This window comes from Amycolatopsis sp. NPDC059235 (assembly GCF_042754125.1).
In the GTDB taxonomy this organism is placed as follows: Bacteria; Actinomycetota; Actinomycetes; order Mycobacteriales; family Pseudonocardiaceae; genus Amycolatopsis; species Amycolatopsis albidoflava.
In genome coordinates this window covers 73,019-92,650 of record NZ_JBHZAG010000015.1, presented here as the reverse complement: position 1 = coordinate 92,650, position 19,632 = coordinate 73,019, and the positions used below count along the sequence as shown (strand labels likewise).

Annotated in this window: 20 protein-coding genes; 14 read left to right on the top strand and 6 right to left on the bottom strand. The window is 69.6% G+C overall.

The annotated features are described in order from the left end of the window. Nucleotides 1-15: 15 nt before the first annotated feature. Nucleotides 16-1,938 (bottom strand): N-acetylmuramoyl-L-alanine amidase, encoded by a 1,923-nt coding sequence (locus ACFXI3_RS13505; RefSeq protein ID WP_378399714.1) that lies wholly within the window; start codon nt 1,936-1,938, stop codon nt 16-18. A 346-nt stretch (nt 1,939-2,284) separates the two neighbouring features. Here ACFXI3_RS13505 and groES point away from each other — a divergent pair, with 346 nt between their 5' ends. Together groES and groL are read left to right on the top strand one after the other, a co-directional pair. Then, nucleotides 2,285-2,614: a co-chaperone GroES gene (gene groES / locus ACFXI3_RS13500; RefSeq protein WP_020662728.1), complete on the top strand. Its 330-nt coding sequence runs from the start codon at nt 2,285-2,287 to the stop codon at nt 2,612-2,614. Nucleotides 2,615-2,712: 98 nt separating this feature from the next. Further along, a complete protein-coding gene (groL, locus tag ACFXI3_RS13495) occupies nt 2,713-4,329 on the top strand; it encodes a chaperonin GroEL (RefSeq protein WP_378399713.1) in 1,617 nt (538 codons plus the stop codon). Between the two features lie 205 nt (nt 4,330-4,534). On the opposite strand, the gene ACFXI3_RS13490 is transcribed toward groL, so the two are convergent. Further along, entirely contained in the window at nt 4,535-5,275 is a 741-nt protein-coding gene (locus tag ACFXI3_RS13490) for an SDR family NAD(P)-dependent oxidoreductase (protein WP_378399712.1), read from the bottom strand. Between the two features lie 94 nt (nt 5,276-5,369). Between ACFXI3_RS13490 and ACFXI3_RS13485 the strand changes: the two genes are divergently transcribed. Further along, nucleotides 5,370-6,011, top strand: coding sequence for a TetR/AcrR family transcriptional regulator (locus ACFXI3_RS13485; RefSeq protein WP_378399711.1), 642 nt, complete (start codon nt 5,370-5,372; stop codon nt 6,009-6,011). A 6-nt stretch (nt 6,012-6,017) separates the two neighbouring features. On the opposite strand, the gene ACFXI3_RS13480 is transcribed toward ACFXI3_RS13485, so the two are convergent. Next, nucleotides 6,018-6,320, bottom strand: coding sequence for a WhiB family transcriptional regulator (locus ACFXI3_RS13480; protein ID WP_037816439.1), 303 nt, complete (start codon nt 6,318-6,320; stop codon nt 6,018-6,020). Nucleotides 6,321-6,567: 247 nt separating this feature from the next. On the opposite strand from ACFXI3_RS13480, the gene ACFXI3_RS13475 reads away from it, so the two are divergent. The 6 genes from ACFXI3_RS13475 (at nt 6,568) to ACFXI3_RS13450 (ending at nt 11,392) form a co-directional block, all read left to right on the top strand. Next, complete coding sequence (locus tag ACFXI3_RS13475; protein WP_344270731.1) at nt 6,568-7,473, top strand: MerR family transcriptional regulator; 906 nt, start codon at nt 6,568-6,570, stop codon at nt 7,471-7,473. A gap of 9 nt (nt 7,474-7,482) precedes the next feature. Then, nucleotides 7,483-8,460 carry a hypothetical protein gene (locus ACFXI3_RS13470; RefSeq protein ID WP_378399710.1) on the top strand — a complete coding sequence of 326 codons (978 nt, stop codon included), beginning with the start codon at nt 7,483-7,485 and terminating at the stop codon, nt 8,458-8,460. Nucleotides 8,461-8,591: 131 nt separating this feature from the next. After that, nucleotides 8,592-9,188, top strand: coding sequence for a response regulator transcription factor (locus tag ACFXI3_RS13465; protein ID WP_020662719.1), 597 nt, complete (start codon nt 8,592-8,594; stop codon nt 9,186-9,188). Between the two features lie 324 nt (nt 9,189-9,512). Continuing rightward, nucleotides 9,513-10,085, top strand: coding sequence for a sigma-70 family RNA polymerase sigma factor (locus ACFXI3_RS13460; protein WP_009072423.1), 573 nt, complete (start codon nt 9,513-9,515; stop codon nt 10,083-10,085). Further along, entirely contained in the window at nt 10,086-11,027 is a 942-nt protein-coding gene (locus ACFXI3_RS13455) for an anti-sigma-D factor RsdA (protein ID WP_378399709.1), read from the top strand. Between the two features lie 68 nt (nt 11,028-11,095). Then, nucleotides 11,096-11,392, top strand: coding sequence for a hypothetical protein (locus tag ACFXI3_RS13450; RefSeq protein ID WP_378399708.1), 297 nt, complete (start codon nt 11,096-11,098; stop codon nt 11,390-11,392). Between the two features lie 136 nt (nt 11,393-11,528). Here the strand turns inward: ACFXI3_RS13450 and ACFXI3_RS13445 are convergent, their stop codons facing one another. After that, complete coding sequence (locus ACFXI3_RS13445; protein WP_009072430.1) at nt 11,529-11,924, bottom strand: DUF5319 domain-containing protein; 396 nt, start codon at nt 11,922-11,924, stop codon at nt 11,529-11,531. A gap of 139 nt (nt 11,925-12,063) precedes the next feature. Between ACFXI3_RS13445 and guaB the strand changes: the two genes are divergently transcribed. Both guaB and ACFXI3_RS13435 read left to right on the top strand, forming a co-directional pair. Continuing rightward, entirely contained in the window at nt 12,064-13,575 is a 1,512-nt protein-coding gene (guaB, locus tag ACFXI3_RS13440) for an IMP dehydrogenase (RefSeq protein ID WP_378399707.1), read from the top strand. 70 nt (nt 13,576-13,645) lie between these two features. Next, the gene (locus ACFXI3_RS13435) at nt 13,646-14,065 is read left to right on the top strand and encodes a DUF3574 domain-containing protein (RefSeq protein ID WP_344270389.1); all 420 of its coding nucleotides are present in this window, start codon (nt 13,646-13,648) and stop codon (nt 14,063-14,065) included. Here ACFXI3_RS13435 and ACFXI3_RS13430 read toward each other — a convergent pair. Further along, nucleotides 14,017-15,252: an MFS transporter gene (locus tag ACFXI3_RS13430; protein ID WP_378399706.1), complete on the bottom strand. Its 1,236-nt coding sequence runs from the start codon at nt 15,250-15,252 to the stop codon at nt 14,017-14,019. The two genes, ACFXI3_RS13435 and ACFXI3_RS13430, sit on opposite strands and share 49 nt — an antisense overlap. A 171-nt stretch (nt 15,253-15,423) precedes the next feature. Here ACFXI3_RS13430 and ACFXI3_RS13425 point away from each other — a divergent pair, with 171 nt between their 5' ends. The 3 genes from ACFXI3_RS13425 (at nt 15,424) to ACFXI3_RS13415 (ending at nt 19,112) form a co-directional block, all read left to right on the top strand. Then, nucleotides 15,424-16,563, top strand: a complete 1,140-nt coding sequence (locus tag ACFXI3_RS13425) for a GuaB3 family IMP dehydrogenase-related protein (RefSeq protein WP_378399739.1) — start codon at nt 15,424-15,426, stop codon at nt 16,561-16,563. 138 nt (nt 16,564-16,701) lie between these two features. Continuing rightward, a complete protein-coding gene (locus ACFXI3_RS13420) occupies nt 16,702-18,408 on the top strand; it encodes a GMC family oxidoreductase N-terminal domain-containing protein (RefSeq protein WP_378399705.1) in 1,707 nt (568 codons plus the stop codon). Nucleotides 18,409-18,422: 14 nt separating this feature from the next. Then, nucleotides 18,423-19,112 carry a maleylpyruvate isomerase family mycothiol-dependent enzyme gene (locus ACFXI3_RS13415; RefSeq protein WP_378399704.1) on the top strand — a complete coding sequence of 230 codons (690 nt, stop codon included), beginning with the start codon at nt 18,423-18,425 and terminating at the stop codon, nt 19,110-19,112. 2 nt (nt 19,113-19,114) lie between these two features. Here ACFXI3_RS13415 and ACFXI3_RS13410 read toward each other — a convergent pair whose 3' ends face one another. Then, complete coding sequence (locus tag ACFXI3_RS13410) at nt 19,115-19,561, bottom strand: ester cyclase (protein ID WP_378399703.1); 447 nt, start codon at nt 19,559-19,561, stop codon at nt 19,115-19,117. Nucleotides 19,562-19,632: the final 71 nt, after the last annotated feature.

Here is a 19,632-nt window from a genome sequence, read left to right as displayed (position 1 = left end):
TTCGACGAGTTGCGGTCAGGACGCCGGTTCGAGGTCGACGTCGTCGCGGCTGACGTACGCCACGCGGTGGCCGAGCTGGATTTCCACGTACCGCGACTTGCCCTTCACGACCTTGTTGGTCGCGACGTCGAAGGACGCCGAGTAGTACTCCGAGCCGGTCAGCCCGCCGACCGAGTACTTCTGGCCCGCGCCGAATTGGTACGGCAGCGGCTTGAGCTCCTGCACCGGAATGTCCTTCGGATACGCCCCGGCCTCCGGGTACGCGCTCCCGTAGACCGGCACGGTCGCCTTGCCCTCCTTGGGAGTCGCGACGAATCCGTCGGCCGGGTACGCGGTGGGCGCGTCGCCCGGGTTGCGGAACCAGCCCTTCTGGCCGAGGTACCAGATCGCGGTCCAGTCGTCCTTGGTGTCCGCGACGGCGTACTTCTGGCCGGTGGCCGCGCGGCTGCCGATGTCCGCGACGTCCATTGTGGACGGATTCGGCCCGTGCATGCCCACGTCGGACAGCAGCGGCGCGGATTCGCTCGGCTCGGTGTGCAGCACGACGGAACCCGAACTCCGCTCGGGGCAAGGGTTTCCGGACCCGATCTTGTCGCAGCCGGTGAACACCGGACGGTTGGCGGAGTACTCCGGCGCGATCATCACCAGGCTGGAATCCGGCGCGCCCTCGTGCTCCAGCGGGGCGCCGAGCAGGTCGAAGTAGTGCGCCCAATCCCAGTACGGACCCGGATCCCAGTGCATGCTCTTGATCTTGTCCGCGTTCGGGCCGGGCACGTTGTCGTGGCCGAGGATGTGCGCGCGGTCCAGCGGAACGCCGAAGCGGTGCGCGAGGTAGCGCACGAGCTTCGCGGACTGGCGGTACATCGCTTCGGTGAACCAGGTGCCCTGCGCGGCGAAGCCCTCGTGCTCGACGCCGAGGGATTTCGCGTTCAGGTACCAGTTCCCGGCGTGCCAGCCGACGTCCTTGGTCGGCACGTGCTGGGCGACCTGGCCGTCCGAGGAACGGACCGTGTAGTGCCACGCGGTCTGGCCCGGGGTCTGCGCCTGCTTCATCACCGAGTCCCAGGTGCCCTCGGTGTCGTGGATGACGATGTAGTCGATCTTCTGGTCGCGCGGGCGATCGGCCTGGTCGTAGTTGCCGTAGCTGTCGCCGATCTTCTGGAACGGCGCGGGCACCGACTCGCAGGACATCGACCGCGGGCAGTCGGTGGCCGGCGGCTGTCCGGCGCGCAGGCCGAGGCGGTCTGCCTGGGCACGGTCCGGGGTGACGCCGGACGCCGCGGCGAGCTTGACGGCCTGGCCGTCGTCGGTCGTACGCGCGATGCCGCTGCTGATGGTGGCGAAGACTTCGTCGGCGAAGGTGCGCGCGCCGGTGACGTCTTCGGAGCCGCTGTACCGCGCGACGGCTCCGTACCAGTCCTTCGCATTGTCGCTCTTGACGCCGAGCTCTCGCTGGTACTGGGCCAACAGTGCCGCTCCGCCGCGAATGTTCGCTTCGGCGTCCGTACGGAGCTTCGCGGCGTCGGTGTGAAGCAGTTCGGCGGCCTTGTCGATGGTCTGGCTGCCGGGCGGGGGAGCCGAGGGCTTGAGCGCCTTCAGTCGCAGGGTCGGACGCGAGTCGTCGCCGCGGGGGTCTTCGTCGGGGTTGTCGAACTCGCTGGTGCGCAGGCCGGTGGTGCGGACGTCAGTGAGGTGCATCGGTCCGTAGCCGGCGGCGGTGCTGGGAGCGCCGGAGTGGGTGTCCCAGCGGGATTCGAGGTAGGAGACGCCGAGCAGGACGTTCAGCGGGACGCCGAATTCGCGAGCGGCGTCGGCGAAGGCGCGCTGACGGGCGTCGTTGGCCGGTTGGGCGGAGGCCGGGACGGTGACCGCGATCGCGGCGAGTGCCAGCAGCCCGGTGGTCGCGGCGGCCAGGCGCCACGGGAGTGATCGGGGCATAGGAGGACTCCAGGAGTGAGATGCCTGTCTGTGCGGATCCAACCAGTCACCGGGGGAGTTGGTGGGGTTTATCCGCCGGATGGGGCCGAACGGGCACGCGGCGGCGCCCCGGGAGCCTGGGCCTGCGGACGAGGCGGGTGTGCGCAGCTCATCGCCGCGCCCGGCCGGGGGTGCGGAATCCGCCTGGAACAAAGCCGCCGGTCAGCGGCTTCCGTCCCGAGTTCCGGCTCGTGAGCGGACCCTCCTTGCGAAGCTGGCACTCACGTGGCTAGAGTGCTAAATGAACGGCCCGGACACGCCCCGGCACCCGCGACGGCGGGGGTGGTATGAGCCGTAACCAGTCATCATGCCGACGCTTTCGACGACCGTGGAGGTCAACCCGGTGAGCGTGAACATCAAGCCGCTCGAGGACAAGATCGTTGTCCAGACGAGCGAGGCCGAGGAGACGACCGCTTCCGGCCTCGTCATCCCCGACACCGCCAAGGAGAAGCCCCAGGAGGGCAAGGTTCTGGCCGTTGGCCCGGGCCGCATCGACGACAAGGGCAACCGCGTTCCGCTGGACGTGGCTGTCGGCGACGTCGTCATCTACTCCAAGTACGGCGGCACCGAGGTCAAGTACAACGGCGAGGACTACCTGATCCTCTCCGCCCGCGACGTGCTGGCCGTCATCAACTGACGCGTCACTCGCAGCGCAAGGACGCCCCGGGCCCCGCTCATGCCGGGGTGCGGGGCGTTTTGCGTCGCACGACAACCGAAAGGTAAGCGGAAAGCGTTATGCCCAAGCAGATCAGTTTCGACGAGGACGCTCGTCGCGCGCTCGAGCGCGGGGTGAACAAGCTCGCCGACGCGGTCAAGGTCACCCTCGGCCCGCGCGGTCGCCACGTCGTCCTCGACAAGAAGTTCGGCGGCCCGACGATCACCCTCGACGGCGTCACCGTCGCTCGCGAGATCGAGCTCGACGACCCGTTCGAGAACCTCGGCGCGCAGCTCGCCAAGAGCGTCGCCACCAAGACCAACGACGTCGCCGGCGACGGCACCACCACCGCCACGGTGCTGGCCCAGTCGCTGGTCAAGCACGGCCTGCGCAACGTCGCCGCCGGCGCCAACCCGACCTCGGTCGGCAAGGGCATCGAGGCGGCCGCGGACAAGGTCATCGAGGTCCTCAAGGCCAAGGCCACCCCGGTCAAGGGCCGCGACAACATCGCCCAGGTCGGCACCGTCACCTCGCGTGACGCGGCGATCGGCGCGCTGCTCGGCGAGGCCGTCGAGCGCGTGGGCGAGGACGGCGTGATCACCATCGAGGAGTCGTCCACGCTGGCGACCGAGCTCGTGATCACCGAGGGCGTCCAGTTCGACAAGGGCTTCCTGTCGGCGCACTTCGCGACCAACCCGGAGGACCAGAAGGCGACCCTCGAGGACGCCTACATCCTGCTGCACCGCGAGAAGATCTCGGCGCTGGCCGACCTGCTCCCGGTGCTGGAGAAGGTCGTCGAGGCGAAGAAGCCGCTGCTGATCATCGCCGAGGACGTCGACGGCGAGGCGCTGTCCACCCTCGTGGTGAACTCGCTGCGCAAGACGATCACCGCGGTCGCGGTCAAGGCCCCGTTCTTCGGCGACCGCCGCAAGGCGTTCCTGGACGACCTGGCCGTCGTGACCGGCGGCGAGGTCATCTCCGCGGAGATCGGCCGCAAGCTGTCCGAGGTCGACCTCGGCTCGCTGGGCAAGGCCCGCCGGGTCGTCGTCACCAAGGACGACACGACGATCGTCGACGGCGCGGGGACGAAGGACGACATCGCCGCCCGGACCGCGCAGATCCGCAAGGAGATCGAGACCACCGACTCCGACTGGGACCGCGAAAAGCTGCAGGAGCGGCTCGCGAAGCTCGGCGGCGGCGTGGCCGTGATCAAGGTCGGCGCGGCCACCGAGACCGAGCTGAACGAGCGCAAGCACCGCATCGAGGACGCCGTGGCTTCCACCAAGGCGGCCGTCGAAGAGGGCATCCTGCCCGGCGGTGGTTCGGCGCTGGTGCACGCGGTCAAGGAGCTTGAGGGCAACCTCGGCCTGACCGGTGACGAGGCGACCGGTGTCGCGATCGTCCGCGACGCGCTCACCGCCCCGCTGCACTGGATCGCGACGAACGCGGGCCACGAGGGCGCGGTCATCGTGAACAAGGTCAAGGAACAGACCTGGGGCCAGGGCTTCAACGCGGCCACCGGCGAACTGACCGACCTGATCGCGGGCGGCATCGTCGACCCGGTCAAGGTGACCCGCTCGGCCGTCGCGAACGCGGCGTCCATCGCCCGGCTGGTGCTCACCACGGAAAGCTCCGTGGTCGAGAAGCCGGTCGAGGAGGAGCCGGACGCCGGACACGGCCACGGCCACTCGCACTGATGTAGTTCCGGCTGCGTCTTTGGGCGGGGCGGTGCTTCCCTTTGGGGGAGTGCCGCCCCGCTTTTTGTTGCGGTGCTTTGGAAACGGGAAGCTGCGGCGTTGGTGACGGGCTTCGAGACCTGGCGGTGGCGCTTGGGCTGGATTCGCTGTGGATGCCTTGGGGTGAAAGCCGCGGTCCGGAAACCGCGGCCTCCCAACAAGACGATCAGGCAGTGAACCCGCCATCCACCGTGATCGAAGTCCCCGTCAGATACCGCCCGTCCGGCCCCGCCAGGTACGACACCGCGGCCGCGATGTCCGCCGGATTTCCGTAGTGCCCCAACGCGATATGCGCCAGCTGGTCACCGGAATGCGGCCCGTCCGCCGGGTTCATCTCGGTGTCCGTCGAGCCCGGGTGGACCACCATCGCCGTGATTCCGCGGGGTCCCAGGTCTCGCGCCAGGCCCTTGGTCATCCCGACCACGGCCGACTTGCTCGCCGCGTACAGGCTCATTCCGACGAACGGCATGCGCTCGGCCAGGTCGCTGCCGATCGTCACGATCCGGCCGCCCCGCGCCATGTGCCGCACTGCTGCCCCGGCCGCCACCAGCGGGGCCTTTACGTGGATCGCCAGCGTGCGGTCGATCGCCTCCGGCGTCAGTTCGTCGACCGGCGCCACCTCGAACACTCCGGCGTTGTTCACCAGCACGTCCAGTCCGCCCAGGTCAGCCGCGGTCCGGTCGACCGCGCTGGTCACGGCGTCGGAGTCGGTGGCGTTCGCCTGCAGCGCAAGACCGCGCCGGCCGAGTTTTTCGATGGACGCGACCACGTCCGCCGCCCGGTCCGCGGCGCGTTCGTAGGTGATCGCGACGTCCGCGCCGTCCTCGGCCAGCCGGAGTGCGATCGCCGCGCCGATCCCGCGGCTTCCGCCGGTGACCAGTGCGACCTTGCCGTCCAGGGTGCCCATGCCCCCACCTCTTTCTGTAGTGATAGCTAAATAAATAGCCGCGTACGATGGGCGAGGTCAAGGATTCTGTATCGCTCGCTAAAGAAGGTGGTCCATGTCACCCCGCGGCCGCCCGCGCGCGTTCGACCGCGAGCAGGCGCTCACGCAGGCCATGTTGGTGTTCTGGGAGCGCGGTTACGACGGCGCGTCGCTCGCGGAGCTGACTGAGGCGATGGGGATCAAGCCGCCGAGCCTGTACGCGGCCTTCGGGGACAAGGAGTCACTGTTCCGCGAAGCAGTCGAGCACTACCAATCCGCGCACGGGCGGCACACGATGCGCGCGCTGACCGAAGAGCCGACAGCGCGCGCGGCGGTCGAAGCGATGCTTCGCAACAACGCTTGCGCGTATGTGGAACCCGGACACCCCAAGGGATGCATGGTCGTTCTCGCGGCCACCAACTGCACGCCGGCTAACGCGTCCGTGTGGGAGTTTCTCGCTGCTTCGCGCGACAACGTGCGACGCGCGCTTCGCGAGCGCCTTCGTCGCGGAGTGGAAGAAGGCGAACTCGCGGCCACTGTGGACATTGACGCGCTCGGCGCGCTGTACGCGACTGTCTTTTACGGACTGACCATGCAGGCGCGCGACGGCGTCAGCCTTGACTCGATGATGACCGTGATCGACCTGGCACTGTCGATGTGGCCCGGAAACGGCGGAGGGGCGGCGTCCACTGTGGACACCGCCCCTTCCGCGCCGTGAGAAAAGTCAGATGTGCGCCATGGTCAACGCGCGTTTGTCCTGTTTGATGATGTGGTCTCGTTCCGATTCGGACAGCCCGCCCCAGATGCCGTAGGGCTCGTGCACGGCGAGCGCGTGCTTGCGGCACATCTCCAGCACCGGGCACGACAGGCAGATCGCCTTGGCCCTGGCCTCGCGCCGCGCCCTCGCCGGTCCCCGCTCTCCGTCCGGGTGGAAGAAGGATCCGCTGTCCATCCCCCGGCACGACCCCTCCAGCTGCCAGTCCCACATGTCTGCGTTGGGGCCGGGGAGCCTGCGCGTGTCTGCCATCCTGACCGCCTCCGTCATCCGGTCGATGCCATTAGCTGCTCTGCTGTGGTGCCGATACTCCATTCGGTGCAACGGCGGTAACGTTAGAAGCGCGCCAATAGTTGTTCAATAGATCGGCGGCGATTCAGCCGTTAGGCATCCCCCAGATGTGTGAGCTGGGCTTTTGGCTCGGGTTGCCGTTACTGCGAGCTGGCTGGATATTGACCGGGTGGGATCCGGATCAGGCGATGGAGAACCCACCCTGCCGGTGGCCTCGGTCGCCCGCCGGCTCGGTGTCGCGCCGTCCACCCTGCGTACTTGGGACCGGCGCTACGGCCTCGGTCCCAGTCGCCACACCGACGGCAGACATCGCCGCTACGGCAGCTCCGACATCGGCCGTCTCGAACTTATGCAGCGCGCGCTCCTTCGCGGCGCTTCAACGGCGGAGGCCGCGCAGTACGCGTTAGAGCAGATGCCGCGCGCGGACTTCGTGCCAGCGCCTGCGGAGCCCGCTGAAGCGACGGAGGCGAAGTCTGCGGCTGACGACGTCGAAGTCCCTTCGCGACTCGCGCGCCGACTGAGCACTGCGGCGTTGGCAATGGACGTCGGCGCGGTGCAGCGAATGCTCGTTGACGCCATCTGCGAGCTAGGCGTGCTTCAGGCGTGGACTGGCGTGATTGACCCAGTCCTCACCGCGCTCGGCGCGCGATGGCGAGGCGTGCACGCGGGCGCTGAAGTGGAGTACCTGCTTGCCGAGTGCGTGTACGCGGCGCTGGTGCGGGCGACGCCGGTCCTCGACGAGCCTCGCAACCAACGGCCGGTCCTTCTCGCGTGCGTGCCCGACGAACGGGACAACATGCCGGTGTACGCGCTCGCGGCCGCTCTCGCAGGACGTCGGATCGGCGCGCAGCTCTTCGGCCTCGCGCTGCCACAAGAAGTGCTGGCAGTCGCGGTAAGGCGGAGCGCGCCCGCCGCGGTGGTGCTGTGGGCGAATCGGGCGAACGCGGACCCTCGGCTCTTCGCGCGCGTGTCTCGCGGACGGCAGCGGACGCGCCTGTTCGCTTGCGGCCCCGGCTGGGATCCGGCGTTGCTGCCGCCGAAGGTCGAGCTGCTCGCGGATCTTCCCGCGGCGGCCGACCGCGTGGAGCACGTTCTTGTCGGTGCTCCACGCTAGAAAGGTGAGGTGGACGAAGAAGCGCTGACGGCCCTCGCGTTCGGCTCGGACGCCGGGCCGGCGGACTCGATACCTCGCGACGGCACGCCAAGGCAACGCCTCCTGGCGGCGATCGTGCTGGGCGCCCGCGGCCAATACGCGGCGGCCGCGGCCTTGCTCGGCCCGCTCCGGCGCGGCCGGGATCCACTGACTGCCTCACTGGCGGCGACCACGCTCGCGTCGCACCGACGGCAACTGGGCGGACACCTGGCGGCGCGGAAGCTGGACGGGGAGGCGCTGCTGGCAGTCGGGCTGCGCGGAATGGGAGAGCGAGGGGCTGGCGACGCCCCGGGACTGGCAGGCGGCTTGGCAGCTACTGACTCCCCAACACCGTCCCCGCTGCCCGCCACCGCGAGCTCCAACGCTTCATCCGCGAGCCGAGACAGCCCCGACAGCGCCCCCTCCGAAGATCCCAACGGCCTGGACCGCCAAGGCGCGAGAGCCGACGCCCTCCTGGGACTGGCCGCCGACAACCTCGCCCTCGGCCGCATCTCCGCCGCCCGCCGGCTGGCCGTCCGGGCGGCCCAGGCGGACCGTCGCTGGCGGGCGACTGTCCGGGGCGGCTGGGTGGGCGCGGAGGTCGAACTCGCCGACGGACAACCCGAAGCAGCCGTCGCCCCGGCCCGCCTCGCCTACGAGACCGCCGTCGCCCGTCACGCTCAGCGACACGTCGTGAAGTCCGGCATCGTCCTCGGCGTCGCCCTGCTCGCCGCCGGGCAAAGCGGTGCCCGGGAACTCATCCGTACCGCGGTCGCCGACGGCGAAAAATATGAACTCGATTCACTTAATTGGGTGGCTACTCGCGTCGCCGCTGATCTGGAGCCCGACCGGGCCGAGGAGTATCGATTCAGGAGTCGCCAGGTGTTGCACGCAGTGTTACGGCACGCGGATCCTTGCGTGATGCGCATCGCACACGAATCGCCGTGGGTGCCCGTCGGACCCGGGTAGGCCTGCGGGAACGGGCGTTCCGGCATCCGGGCTAAGAAACTTCAAAAAAAGCCACCGGATCGTGTCAAGGTTCGGACTAAAGCGTCCGATAGGGGAAGTGGAATGTCACCCGGCTGCAGGAAGGAAACCCCGTGACGACGGTCTTGATCTGCGACGACCGACGCAGTGTCCGCGAAGGGCTCACCCGTGTGATGTCCGCGGTGCCTGGGGTCAGTCGCATCGACTGCGTAGCGCACGGTGACGAGCTGCTGGCCCGGTACACCCGTCAGCCGGTCGACGTCGTGCTGGTCGGGACGCAACGCGCGGTCCCGACAGGCGTCGAGGCAACCCGCCGGCTCGTCTCCGCGAACCCCCAGGCGAACGTCATCGTCTTCGGCGCCCCGGACGACGCGGGCAGCATCGCGGCCGCCATCGCCGGCGGAGCGCGTGGCTACCTGCGCTGGGACGCCTCGCGGCCCGAACTGGTCGCCGCGCTGGCGCACACCCTGGCCAGCACCTCGGTGCCAGCGCCGCGGCAGCCGTCCGACCCGGGCGTGCAGCTCACCGAGCGCGAGCTGCAGGTGCTGCGCGGCATGAGCCAGGGCAAGAGCAACGGCCAGATCGGCCGCGAGCTGTACCTCTCCGAGGACACGGTCAAGACGCACGCGCGGCGGCTGTTCCGCAAGCTCGGCGTCCGCGACCGCGCGCAGGCCGTGGCGCACGGCTTCCGCCGCGGTCTCGTGTCCTGACCGAGGCAGAGCAAGCCAGTACGGGACTTCCGATCCGATTCCCGCGGTGACGAACGGGCCAGGGCAGCCAAGCCCTGGCCCGTACCTGTTGTCCTGGCCCCTGCTCCGCGTGCCTCGCCCGCGTCCCCACCGCGTGACGGCACTGCCCCAGCCCGTCTGCCTGCGACAATCGCCGTCCGGCCGCGCCCGGCGCGCCGGTCACCACCTCTGGCGGTTGTCTGGTAGGACTCCGACGGTACGGTAGCTGTGACCGGCGCAGGACGGGGACGACCACGCGCCGGATTCTTTGCACGCCTACACGTAACGCTGGGACTGTTGTCTGCGATGGCCACTGTGGGGGATGGACTGGACGAGCCGGTCGCCGCCGCTGTCGAGGGAGACCCTCAGGCAGTGGAGCGGTTGCTGGCCGCCATTCGTCCCCTTGTGGTGCGGTATTGCCGCGCCAGGGTAGGCAGGCAGGAGCGTTCGTTCGCTTCGGCAGACGACGTTGCGCAGGAGGTGTGTCTCGCGGTGCTCACGGCATTGCCTTCGTACCGTGACCAGGGCCGCCCCTTTCTGGCGTTCGTCTACGGCATCGCCCAGCACAAGGTCGCCGACGCGCACCGCGCCGCGGCTCGCAACCGGGCGGAGCCGGTCGCCGAGATCCCCGACGAGATCGAGGGCGGCGTCGGCCCGGAGCAACGTGCTCTGCAGGGTGAGCTGAACGAGCGGATGGCGCAGTTGCTGCAGGTGCTGCCGGACAAACAGCGGGAAATCGTTGTTCTGCGGGTCGTGGTCGGACTGTCGGCGGAGGAGACGGCGGAAGCCGTCGGTTCCACGCCGGGCGCCGTCCGCGTCGCCCAGCACCGGGCGCTCGCCCGGCTGCGCAAGGTGCTTGCCGCCGAGGAGGTGATCTGAGTGACCGATCGCGAAGACCGGGACAGAGACCTGTCACCTTCCGCGCAGGCCAGCGGCCTGACCGGGTACGAAGCGGAAGCCGACGGCGACCTGACGGCCATCCAGGCCGACGACGCGCTGCTCGACGCGCTCGGCGGGACCGATCCGGCTGTCGCCGACGGGCTCGGGGACCAGGAACTGAACGCGCTGCTGCTCGCGTGGCGCCGCGACATCGACAGCGAGCCGCTCGCCGAACTGGTCGACGTCGACACCGCGGTCACCACGGTGAAGACCGCCACGCTGGCGCGCAAGTACCAGAGCCGCGGCCGTCGCCGCCGCTATCTCGTGCCGGTGGCCGCCGCGTGCGCCGCCGCCGCGATCGCCTTCACCGGCACCGGTCTCGCCGCGCGCGACGCGCAGCCCGGCGACACGCTGTGGGGCCTCACGAAGGTGCTCTACGCCGACCACGCCCGCTCCGTCGAGGCCGCCGCCGCGGCGAAGCTCGACCTGGAGAAGGCGAACCTGGCGCTGGCCGACAACCGGCTCGCGGACGCCCGGCGCGCGCTCGCCGACGCGCAGGCCGCGCTCACCCAGGTCACCGACGCGGACAACCGCAACCAGCTCCTGCAGCAGCACCGCGAACTGGCCGCTCAGCTCGGCCAGCCGACGGCCCCGCCCGCGGACCAGAAGCCGTCGACGCCGCCCGCCGTTCCGCCGGTGCACGACCCGGTCAGCAGCGCGGCGCAGCCGCCCGGCCAGTCGACGTCCCTGCCCGGCACCGGGGGCGGGCACACCAATCCGCCGCCGGTCACCTCGGCGACGCCGCTTCCGCCGGTGACGTCCACGCCGAGTTCGCCGCCGCCGTCGCCGAGCGCCACCCCGAACGATCCGGGCACGGGCAGCAGCCCGCGCAACGAGTCGTCGCAAGGGGTACAGGCGCCGAACGGCACCAGCGGTTCCTAGGTTTCACGAAGGTCCCGGCACGGACAGTGCCGGGACCTTTTTCGTTCACCGGTTTCAAGGGGGGAGGCGTGGTGCTGGTTTTCGGAGATCCCTACGAGACCTCCAGCGGGACAGTGCTGATCACGGTCACCCGGCAATGCCGTCGAGGCGGGCCGGGGCGTGCGGTCGGGCTGTACACGATCGACTCCGACGGCGTGACCTGGACGCCCGCGGTCGACGGGGGCCGGATCGCGCTGATCGGGGCGTGCACCGGCTTTGTGGCGGCGGCGCTCGCCACGCTGGCCGTGGTGCACCGTCCACCGTGGCCGAATCTGACCGAGCGGGCGATGATCGCGCTGGCGGAGAGTCCGAAGCACCGGCGTTGAGCGGGTTGTCCACAAGTCGACACAGCTGTGGGCAACTCCTGTGGACAACTTGTCCGCGCACACGAAGAAGGCCCTGGTGGCCAAACTCACCAGGGCCTTCTTTTCAAGCTTTCAAGGCTGTTCAGGACCGAAGAAGTCAGTACGCGCTTTCGTTCGCGGTGACCCCGTCCGCGAACCCGCGGCAGTAGTCCCAGCTCACGTAGTCCGTCGGGTTCGGGTCGAAAGCCGGCTCGTGCGGACGCATCCGGCCGTCGGACAGCAGCTGCTCCAGGCTCGCGCGCAGCAGCGTCCAGTCGTGATAGTGGGGTTCGTCGCACTCGCCGCAGTCGACCACGATGCCGCGGACCCCGCGAGGCTCCAGCAGAGCCTGGTACACGGCGAGGTCGGACAGGTCGGCCAGCAGCTCGGTGCGCTCGTCCGCGCTGATCGGCTCTTCCAGGTGGTCGTCGGGGTCGGGGATGGCCCGGGCCGGATCGTCCGGGTCGTCCGCGAACGGATCGGGGGGCAACACATCGTGCGGCACGGCCTGCACGCTACCCGCCAGGCCACCCACCCGGGCCAGTGCCCCGGCCCGGATATCATGAGGGGAAGGTCCGATCACCCTCGGCCCACGCCAGGCACCGCTGCCCGCGACTCCAGCCCGCTCCCGCCAGGAAGGCCCTTCGCCCCTCATGACCAGCGAAAGCATCACCCCCGCAGTGCCCAGCAAGTTCGCGATGCTCGGCTTGACCTTCGACGACGTGCTGCTGCTGCCCGCGGAATCGGACGTGGTGCCCAGCGCGGTGGACACGAGCACGCAGCTCACTCGCAACATCAAGCTCAACGTTCCGCTGGTCTCCGCCGCGATGGACACGGTCACCGAGGCGCGGATGGCGATCGCCATGGCCCGCCAGGGCGGGATCGGCGTGCTGCAGCGCAACCTCCCGATCGACGAACAGGCGGCGGCGGTCGAGGTCGTCAAGCGGTCCGAGGCGGGCATGGTCACCGACCCGGTCACCTGCGCCCCGGACGACACCCTCGCCGAGGTCGACGCGCTGTGCGCGCGGTTCCGGATCTCCGGCGTCCCGGTCACCGACGCCTCCGGCGCGCTCGTGGGCATCATCACCAACCGCGACATGCGGTTCGAGGTCGACCACACGCGCCTGGTGAGCGAGGTCATGACGCGGACGCCGCTGGTGACCGCGCAGGTCGGCGTCACCGCGGAAGCCGCGCTCGGGCTGCTGCGCAGGCACAAGATCGAGAAGCTGCCGATCGTCGACGGCGCGGGCAAGCTGCGCGGCCTGATCACGGTCAAGGACTTCGTGAAGACCGAGCAGTACCCGCGGGCTTCGAAGGACCCGGACGGCCGCCTCGTCGTCGGCGCCGCGGTCGGCGTAGGCCCGGACGGGCACAAGCGCGCGATGGCGCTGGCCGAGGCCGGCGTGGACGTGCTGATGGTCGACACGGCGCACGGACACTCGCGCGCGGTCATCGACGCGGTGCGGCTGCTGAAGAAGGAACTGGGCGAGACCGTCGACATCGTCGGCGGCAACGTCGCCACGCGGGCCGGCGCACAGGCGCTGGTCGACGCTGGCGCGGACGGAGTGAAGGTCGGCGTCGGGCCGGGCTCGATCTGCACCACGCGAGTCGTCGCGGGCGTCGGCGTGCCGCAGATCTCGGCGATCTACGAGGCGGACCTGGCTTGTCGTCCGGCGGGCGTCCCGGTGATCGGCGACGGCGGCATCCAGTACTCCGGCGACATCGCGAAGGCGATCGCAGCCGGTGCGTCCACCGTCATGCTGGGCAGCCTGCTCGCGGGCACCGCTGAGTCGCCGGGCGACCTGATCCTGGTGAACGGCAAGCAGTTCAAGGTCTACCGCGGCATGGGCTCGCTGGGTGCCATGCAGTCGCGCGGTGAGGCGAAGTCCTACTCCAAGGACCGTTACGCCCAGGACGACGTGCTCTCCGACGACAAGCTGGTGCCGGAAGGCATCGAAGGCCGGATCCCGTTCCGCGGGCCGCTGTCGAACGTGGTCCACCAGCTGACCGGCGGGCTGCGTTCGGGCATGGGCTTCACCGGGGCGCGCACGATCGCGGAACTGCAGGAGCGCCAGCTGGTCCGGATCACCGCGGCCGGGCTGAAGGAAAGCCACCCGCACGACATCACCATGACGGTCGAGGCTCCGAACTACACGACCCGCTGATCGACCCTGTTCGCCCGCTCCTTCCTCCCGCCACACTGGATCTCCAGGTGACGGCGAGGGGAGCGGGCGAATGCGGTTTTCCCGGAGGTTCGTGCTGACGGCGGCTGCCGCGATGGTGCTCGGAGGAGGGGCGGCTTCGGCGGCCGCGGCGGATTCGCCGGACAGCTCGCTGTGGAAGCGCACCGAGCTGTACTTCGGCACCGCCAAGCCCGGCGGCGGCGAAGTGACCGAGAAGGAGTTCGCGGACTTCTCGGCGAAGGACATCACGCCGCGGTTCCCGGACGGCTTCACCCAGCTCGAGGGCACCGGTCAATGGCGGTCCGGCGGCGGCGCGGTCGTCCGCGAGCATTCGATCGTGCTCGTGGTGCTGTATCCGCCGACGAACCAGCACGCGAACGCCGACCTCGAACAGATCCGCACCGACTACAAGCACCTGTTCGATCAGGAATCCGTGCTGCGGACCGATTCCACCGCACGCGTCTCGTTCTGAGCGCGGTTCCATCCGAGCAGCAGCAACGGCGTCGCCAGCATCAACGCGCCCGCCAGCCCGAGTGCGCCGCGCGTGCCGAGCCACGTCGCCACCACACCCCACACCAGCGTCAACCCGGCGGTGGTGGTGCCGTTGCTGATCCGCCACGCGGACAACATCCGGCTCACGTACCCGTCTTCAGTCTCTTCGAGCCGGTACGTCGCGAGGACGGTGCTGTACGCCGCCGCGCAGATGATCAGCCCGAACTCCACCGCCATCACCCAGAACAGCCCGCCGATCCCGGGCGGCACGAACGCCAGCAGCACGACCCAGCAGGTCCGCACCGCGCCGAGGATCGGCAGCAGGCGGACCCGGCCGTAGCGCGGCACCAGCCGGCGGGCGAGCCGGGAGCCGATCAGGCCGCCGAGGCACGGGACGCCGAACGCGAGCCCGTACTGCCAGGTCGGCAGGCCGAGTTCGCCGAGCAGCAGCACCGCCAGCACCGGCGAGGTGGCCATGATCAGGCCGTTGACCAGACAGGAGCTGAGGAAGAGCATCCGCAGCCGGACGTGCCGGAACACATACCGCCAGCCCTCGACGAGGTCGGTCGCGCGGAAGGCAGCGGGCCGGGGCGGTTGGGGCTCGCGGGTGCGGATCGTCGAGAGCGAGAGTGCGGAGAGCAAGTAGCTGATCGCGTCGAGGATCACAGTGGCGAGCGGGCCGAACAACCCGATCGCCGCGCCGCCCGCCGGCGGGCCGAGCGCGGTCGCGGTCCACAGTGTCGTCTCGAACCGGCCATTGGCGGTGAGCAGGTCTGGACCAGCCGCCAGTGACTTCAGATACGCGCCGCTCGCCGAGGTGAACGCGATGTTCGCCGCCGCCGCGATCACCGACACCGCCACGAGCTGGGCGAAGGTCAACAGGTCGAGCAGATACGCGGGCAGCAGCGTGAGCAGGGCGGCGAACCGGACGAGGTCCATGGCGATCAGCACTGGCCGTTTCCGCCGGAACTCCACCCACGGACCGAGCGGCAGCGCGGCCAGCGAACCCACTGCCAGCCCGGCTCCGGCCAGCAACGACACCTGCGCGGCACTGCTGTGCAGCACCCGTACCGCGATGATCGAGAAGGCGTCGAGGGCGAAGTAGGTGCCCGCGACGCTGACCGCGTACGCCAGCCACAGCCGGTGAAAGTCCTTGCCCAGCGCCAAATCCGTCCCCCTCGTTCAGCCGGGCAGCCAACCACCCGCCCGCGCCGGTGGCAAACAACCGCGCGCACAACCGGTGGTTGTCGCCACCGCAACGGTCCCCCGCGCGCAGGTCACCCGTGCCGACTCGCGACAATGGACCGCGAAGGCGTCAGGCGCGAGAAGGGACATCACGTGCGGGATCTGGTCGAGATCGGCATGGGCCGCACGGCGCGGCGGGCGTATGACCTCGATGACGTGGAGATCGTGCCGTCGCGGCGGACGCGGTCCTCGTCGGTGGTGTCCACTGCCTGGCAGATCGACGCGTACCGGTTCGACTTGCCGCTGGTCACCCACCCGACGGACGCGATCGTGTCGCCGGGGACCGCGGTGGCGGTCGGCGAGCTCGGCGGCCTCGGCGTGCTCAACGCCGAAGGGCTGTGGGCCCGGCACGCGAACGTCGAAGAAGCGATCTTCCGCCTCGTCCGCGCGGCCGAGGACAGCGAGGACCCGACCGCGGTCGTGCGCGAGCTGCAGGAGCTGCACTCCGCGCCGATCCGGCTCGACCTGCTGACCGAGGCGATCAAGACGGTCCGCGAATCCGGCGTGACGGTGGCCGCGCGGGTCAGCCCGCAGCACGCCGCCGAGCTGACCCCGGACCTGATCGCCGCCGGCGTCGAGATCCTGGTCGTGCAGGGCACGATCATCTCCGCCGAGCACGTGCAGCGCGACGCGGAACCGCTCAACCTCAAGGAGTTCATCGGCCGTCTCGACGTGCCGGTGATCGCCGGCGGCGTGAGCGACTACCGCACGGCGATGCACCTGATGCGCACCGGCGCGGCGGGCGTCATCGTCGGCCACGGCTACACCGAGGGCGTCACCAGCACCGACCGCGTGCTCGGCATCGGCACCCCGATGGCGACGGCGATCGTGGACGCGGCCGCCGCCCGCCGCGACTACCTGGACGAGACCGGCGGCCGCTACGTGCACGTCCTCGCCGACGGCGGCATCACGACGTCCGGCGACATCGCGAAGGCGATCGCCTGCGGCGCGGACGCGGTCATGCTCGGCGCCCCGCTGGCGACCGCGTCGGACGCCCCGGGCCAAGGCCTGTACTGGACCGCCGCGGCGGCGCACCCGTCGCTGCCGCGCTCGCGCGTGGTGGCCGGCCCGGACTCGGACTACGCGGTGGACCTGAAGACGCTGCTGTTCGGCCCGTCCTCGGACGCGGAGGGCGTGGTGAACCTGTTCGGCGCGCTGCGTCGCGCGATGGCGAAGACGGGGTACTCGGACCTGAAGGAGTTCCAGCGCGTCGGGCTCACCGTCCGCGGCTGAAGCCCTAGTTGTCCGTGAAGGACTCCTTGAGGGAATCAGATTCCCTCAAGGAGTCCTTCACGGACTTTGCCCAGGTGATGTAACTCGTCAGTAACTTACCTCTGGTCTGGCGGGCGCCTGGGGGTTACCCTCTTTCCTGTGACTGCCAGTAACACCACCACCGCGCGGCAAGAACCCGACTACGACGTCCTCGTCGTCGGGTCTGGGTTCGGCGGCAGCGTCGCGGCGTTGCGGCTGACCGAGAAGGGCTACCGCGTCGCGGTGGTCGAGGCGGGCCGGCGCTTCGCCGACGACGAGTTCGCCAAGACGTCCTGGGATCTCAAGCGCTACCTCTGGGCCCCGCAGCTCGGCTGTTACGGCATCCAGCGCATCCACATGCTCAACGACGTGATGGTGCTGGCCGGCGCGGGCGTCGGCGGCGGGTCGCTGGTCTACGCGAACACGCTGTACCGGCCGCTCAAGCCGTTCTACCAAGACCGGCAGTGGGCGCACATCACCGACTGGGAAAGCGAACTCGCGCCGCATTACGACCAGGCCAGCCGGATGCTCGGCGTCGTCACGAACCCGACGATCACGCCGTCCGACGTGGTGATGCGGGACGTCGCGAAGGACATGGGCGTCGAGGATTCGTTCCACGCCACGCCGGTCGGGGTGTATTTCGGCAAGCCCGGCGAGACGGTGAAGGACCCGTTCTTCGGCGGAGCCGGGCCGGATCGGGTCGGGTGCACCGAATGCGGTGCGTGCATGACCGGCTGTCGCGTCGGCGCGAAGAACACGCTGGTGAAGAACTACCTGTACCTCGCGGAACAAGACGGCGCGAAGGTCATTCCGCTGACCACGGTGACGTCGGTGAGCCCGCGCAGCAACGGTTACGCGATCACGTTGCAGAAGACCGGCACCCGTTCGCGGCGCTTCCGGACCACGGTCACGGCGTCGCAAGTGGTGTTCGCCGCCGGCACCTGGGGCACGCAGAACCTGTTGCACCGCATGAAGGACACTGCCGCGCTGCCGAAGTTGTCCGGCAAGCTCGGCGAGCTGACGCGGACGAACTCCGAGGCGATTATCGGTGCGGCCCGGACGACTGTCGACGAAAACCGGGACTTCAGCCGCGGGGTCGCGATCACCTCGTCGATCCATCCGGACGAGAACACGCACATCGAACCGGTGCGGTACGGCAAGGGCAGCAACGCGATGAGCCTGCTGCAAACCGTTGCCACCGACGGTTCTTCGAGCGTTCCGCGCTGGCAGCAGGCGCTCACCTTCCTGGTCAAACACCCGGTGCAGTCGGCGAAACTGCTGAACGCGTACCGGTGGAGCGAGCGCACGGTGATTCTGCTGGTGATGCAGAGCCTCGACAACTCCATCACCACTTACACCCGGCCCGGCCTGTTCGGACGGCGGAAGTACACGTCGAAACAGGGCCACGGCGAGCCGAACCCGAGCTTCATCGCGGCCGGGCACGAGGCGAACATCCTTACCGCGGAACGGATCGGCGGCATGCCGGGCGGCACCTGGGGCGAGGTGTTCGACATCCCGCTCACCGCGCACTTCATCGGCGGCGTGCCGATCGGCGACAGCGCCGACAGCGGCGTGATCGACCCGTACCACCGGGTTTACGGCTATCCCGGACTGTCCGTTGTGGACGGTTCGGCGATCACCGCGAACCTCGGGGTGAACCCGTCGCTCACCATCGCCGCGCAGGCGGAGCGGGCGTTCTCGTTCTGGCCCAACAAGGGCGAGGCCGACGAGCGGCCCGAGCAGAGCAGCGGGTACGCCAGGATGGAGCCGGTCGCGCCGAAGAACCCGGCGGTTCCGGCGAACGCCCCCGCGGCACTGCGTCGCTGACCTAAGATCGTCCGGTGACGACTGCGGCGCTGGACCGGATCCGGAAACTGCACGACGAATGGGCACGAATCGCCGAGGCGATGCCGGAGACGGCGTTCGCCGAGCCGAGCGCGCTGCCCGGCTGGACGCGCGCGCATCTGCTCACCCACCTCGCGCGCAACGCGGACGCCCTCGGGAACCTGTTGACCTGGGCCGAAACCGGGGTCGAGCGGTCGATGTACGGCCCTGGCAACGCCCGGGACGACGAGATCGAGGCTGGCGCGGGCCGTGCTTCGGCGGAGATCGTGGCCGACCTGGTGGCGTCCGGGAAACGGCTGACCGACCACGCCGCGCGGCTTTCGGACGAGACTTGGTCAGCGCGCGTCCGGCACCGGCACGGCGGTGACCTGACCGGCGCGGACGTGCTCACGCTGCGGCTTTCGGAGACCACGATTCACCTGGTCGACCTTGACGCCGGCCATGATTTCGACAGCGCCACCGCGCTGCTCGGCGAGCATCTCGACGCGGTGGTCGCCACGCTGATCCGGATGTGTCCGCGTCCGTTGCCTTCGTTCCGGCTCACCGATGGCGTCCGTACTTGGACTTTCGGCGAGGGCGGCGATCTCGTGACCGGGACGCCGGGGACGGTGCTGGCGTGGCTGACCGGACGTGGCGACGCTTCGGCGCTTTCCGGGCCGGTGCCCGAAATGGCCCCGCTGCTCTGATTTCAGCCGGACTGCCGGTCAGCGGCCAGTTCGTCGTCATCGCCGACGATGGCCAGCTGTTGCAGGATGGCGAGCCGGTCGGTCTGGATGTCGAGTTCGGCGATCCGGCCGTCGGTCACCCGCGCCAGGACGAAACCGCGCCACGTTCCGCGTTTGCCGGTCGCCGAACCTCTCCGGTAGTAGCCGGCGTTGGTGGCGGTGAGCGTCACCGTGGCCGCGGCCCGATCGCCTTCCGCGAGCAGCGAATCGAGGTCCACGTGCAGGTCCGGGAACGCGGTCAGCATCTGCGTCCAGCCGGTGCGGAAGGCGGCCAGCCCGCCCGTCGGCGCGTCGACCACGACGGGGCCGGATTCGGTCACGTCGTCGGCCACCACGGTGTCCAGGTCGCTGAGGTCGTGGCTGTTGACGATCGAAAGGAACTGCCGCAGGACGGTCTTGGGGTCAGTCATCGCTTCCTCGATTCTTACGCTGTAAGAGACGAGGACAGTGGTACCTTACGCTGTAAGAAACGTCAAGGGGG

Excerpts from the sequence above, each read along its gene's own strand:
- ACFXI3_RS13480 (WP_037816439.1), bottom strand. The coding sequence starts at position 6,320 with ATGGCAGACACGCGCAGGCTCCCCGGCCCCAACGCAGACATGTGGGAC.
- ACFXI3_RS13505 (WP_378399714.1), bottom strand. The coding sequence starts at position 1,938 with ATGCCCCGATCACTCCCGTGGCGCCTGGCCGCCGCGACCACCGGGCTG.
- ACFXI3_RS13460 (WP_009072423.1), top strand. The coding sequence starts at position 9,513 with ATGGCCACTGTGGGGGATGGACTGGACGAGCCGGTCGCCGCCGCTGTC.
- ACFXI3_RS13435 (WP_344270389.1), top strand. The coding sequence starts at position 13,646 with ATGCGGTTTTCCCGGAGGTTCGTGCTGACGGCGGCTGCCGCGATGGTG.
- ACFXI3_RS13485 (WP_378399711.1), top strand. The coding sequence starts at position 5,370 with ATGTCACCCCGCGGCCGCCCGCGCGCGTTCGACCGCGAGCAGGCGCTC.
- groES (WP_020662728.1), top strand. The coding sequence starts at position 2,285 with ATGCCGACGCTTTCGACGACCGTGGAGGTCAACCCGGTGAGCGTGAAC.
- ACFXI3_RS13490 (WP_378399712.1), bottom strand. The coding sequence starts at position 5,275 with ATGGGCACCCTGGACGGCAAGGTCGCACTGGTCACCGGCGGAAGCCGC.
- guaB (WP_378399707.1), top strand. The coding sequence starts at position 12,064 with ATGACCAGCGAAAGCATCACCCCCGCAGTGCCCAGCAAGTTCGCGATG.
- groL (WP_378399713.1), top strand. The coding sequence starts at position 2,713 with ATGCCCAAGCAGATCAGTTTCGACGAGGACGCTCGTCGCGCGCTCGAG.
- ACFXI3_RS13410 (WP_378399703.1), bottom strand. The coding sequence starts at position 19,561 with ATGACTGACCCCAAGACCGTCCTGCGGCAGTTCCTTTCGATCGTCAAC.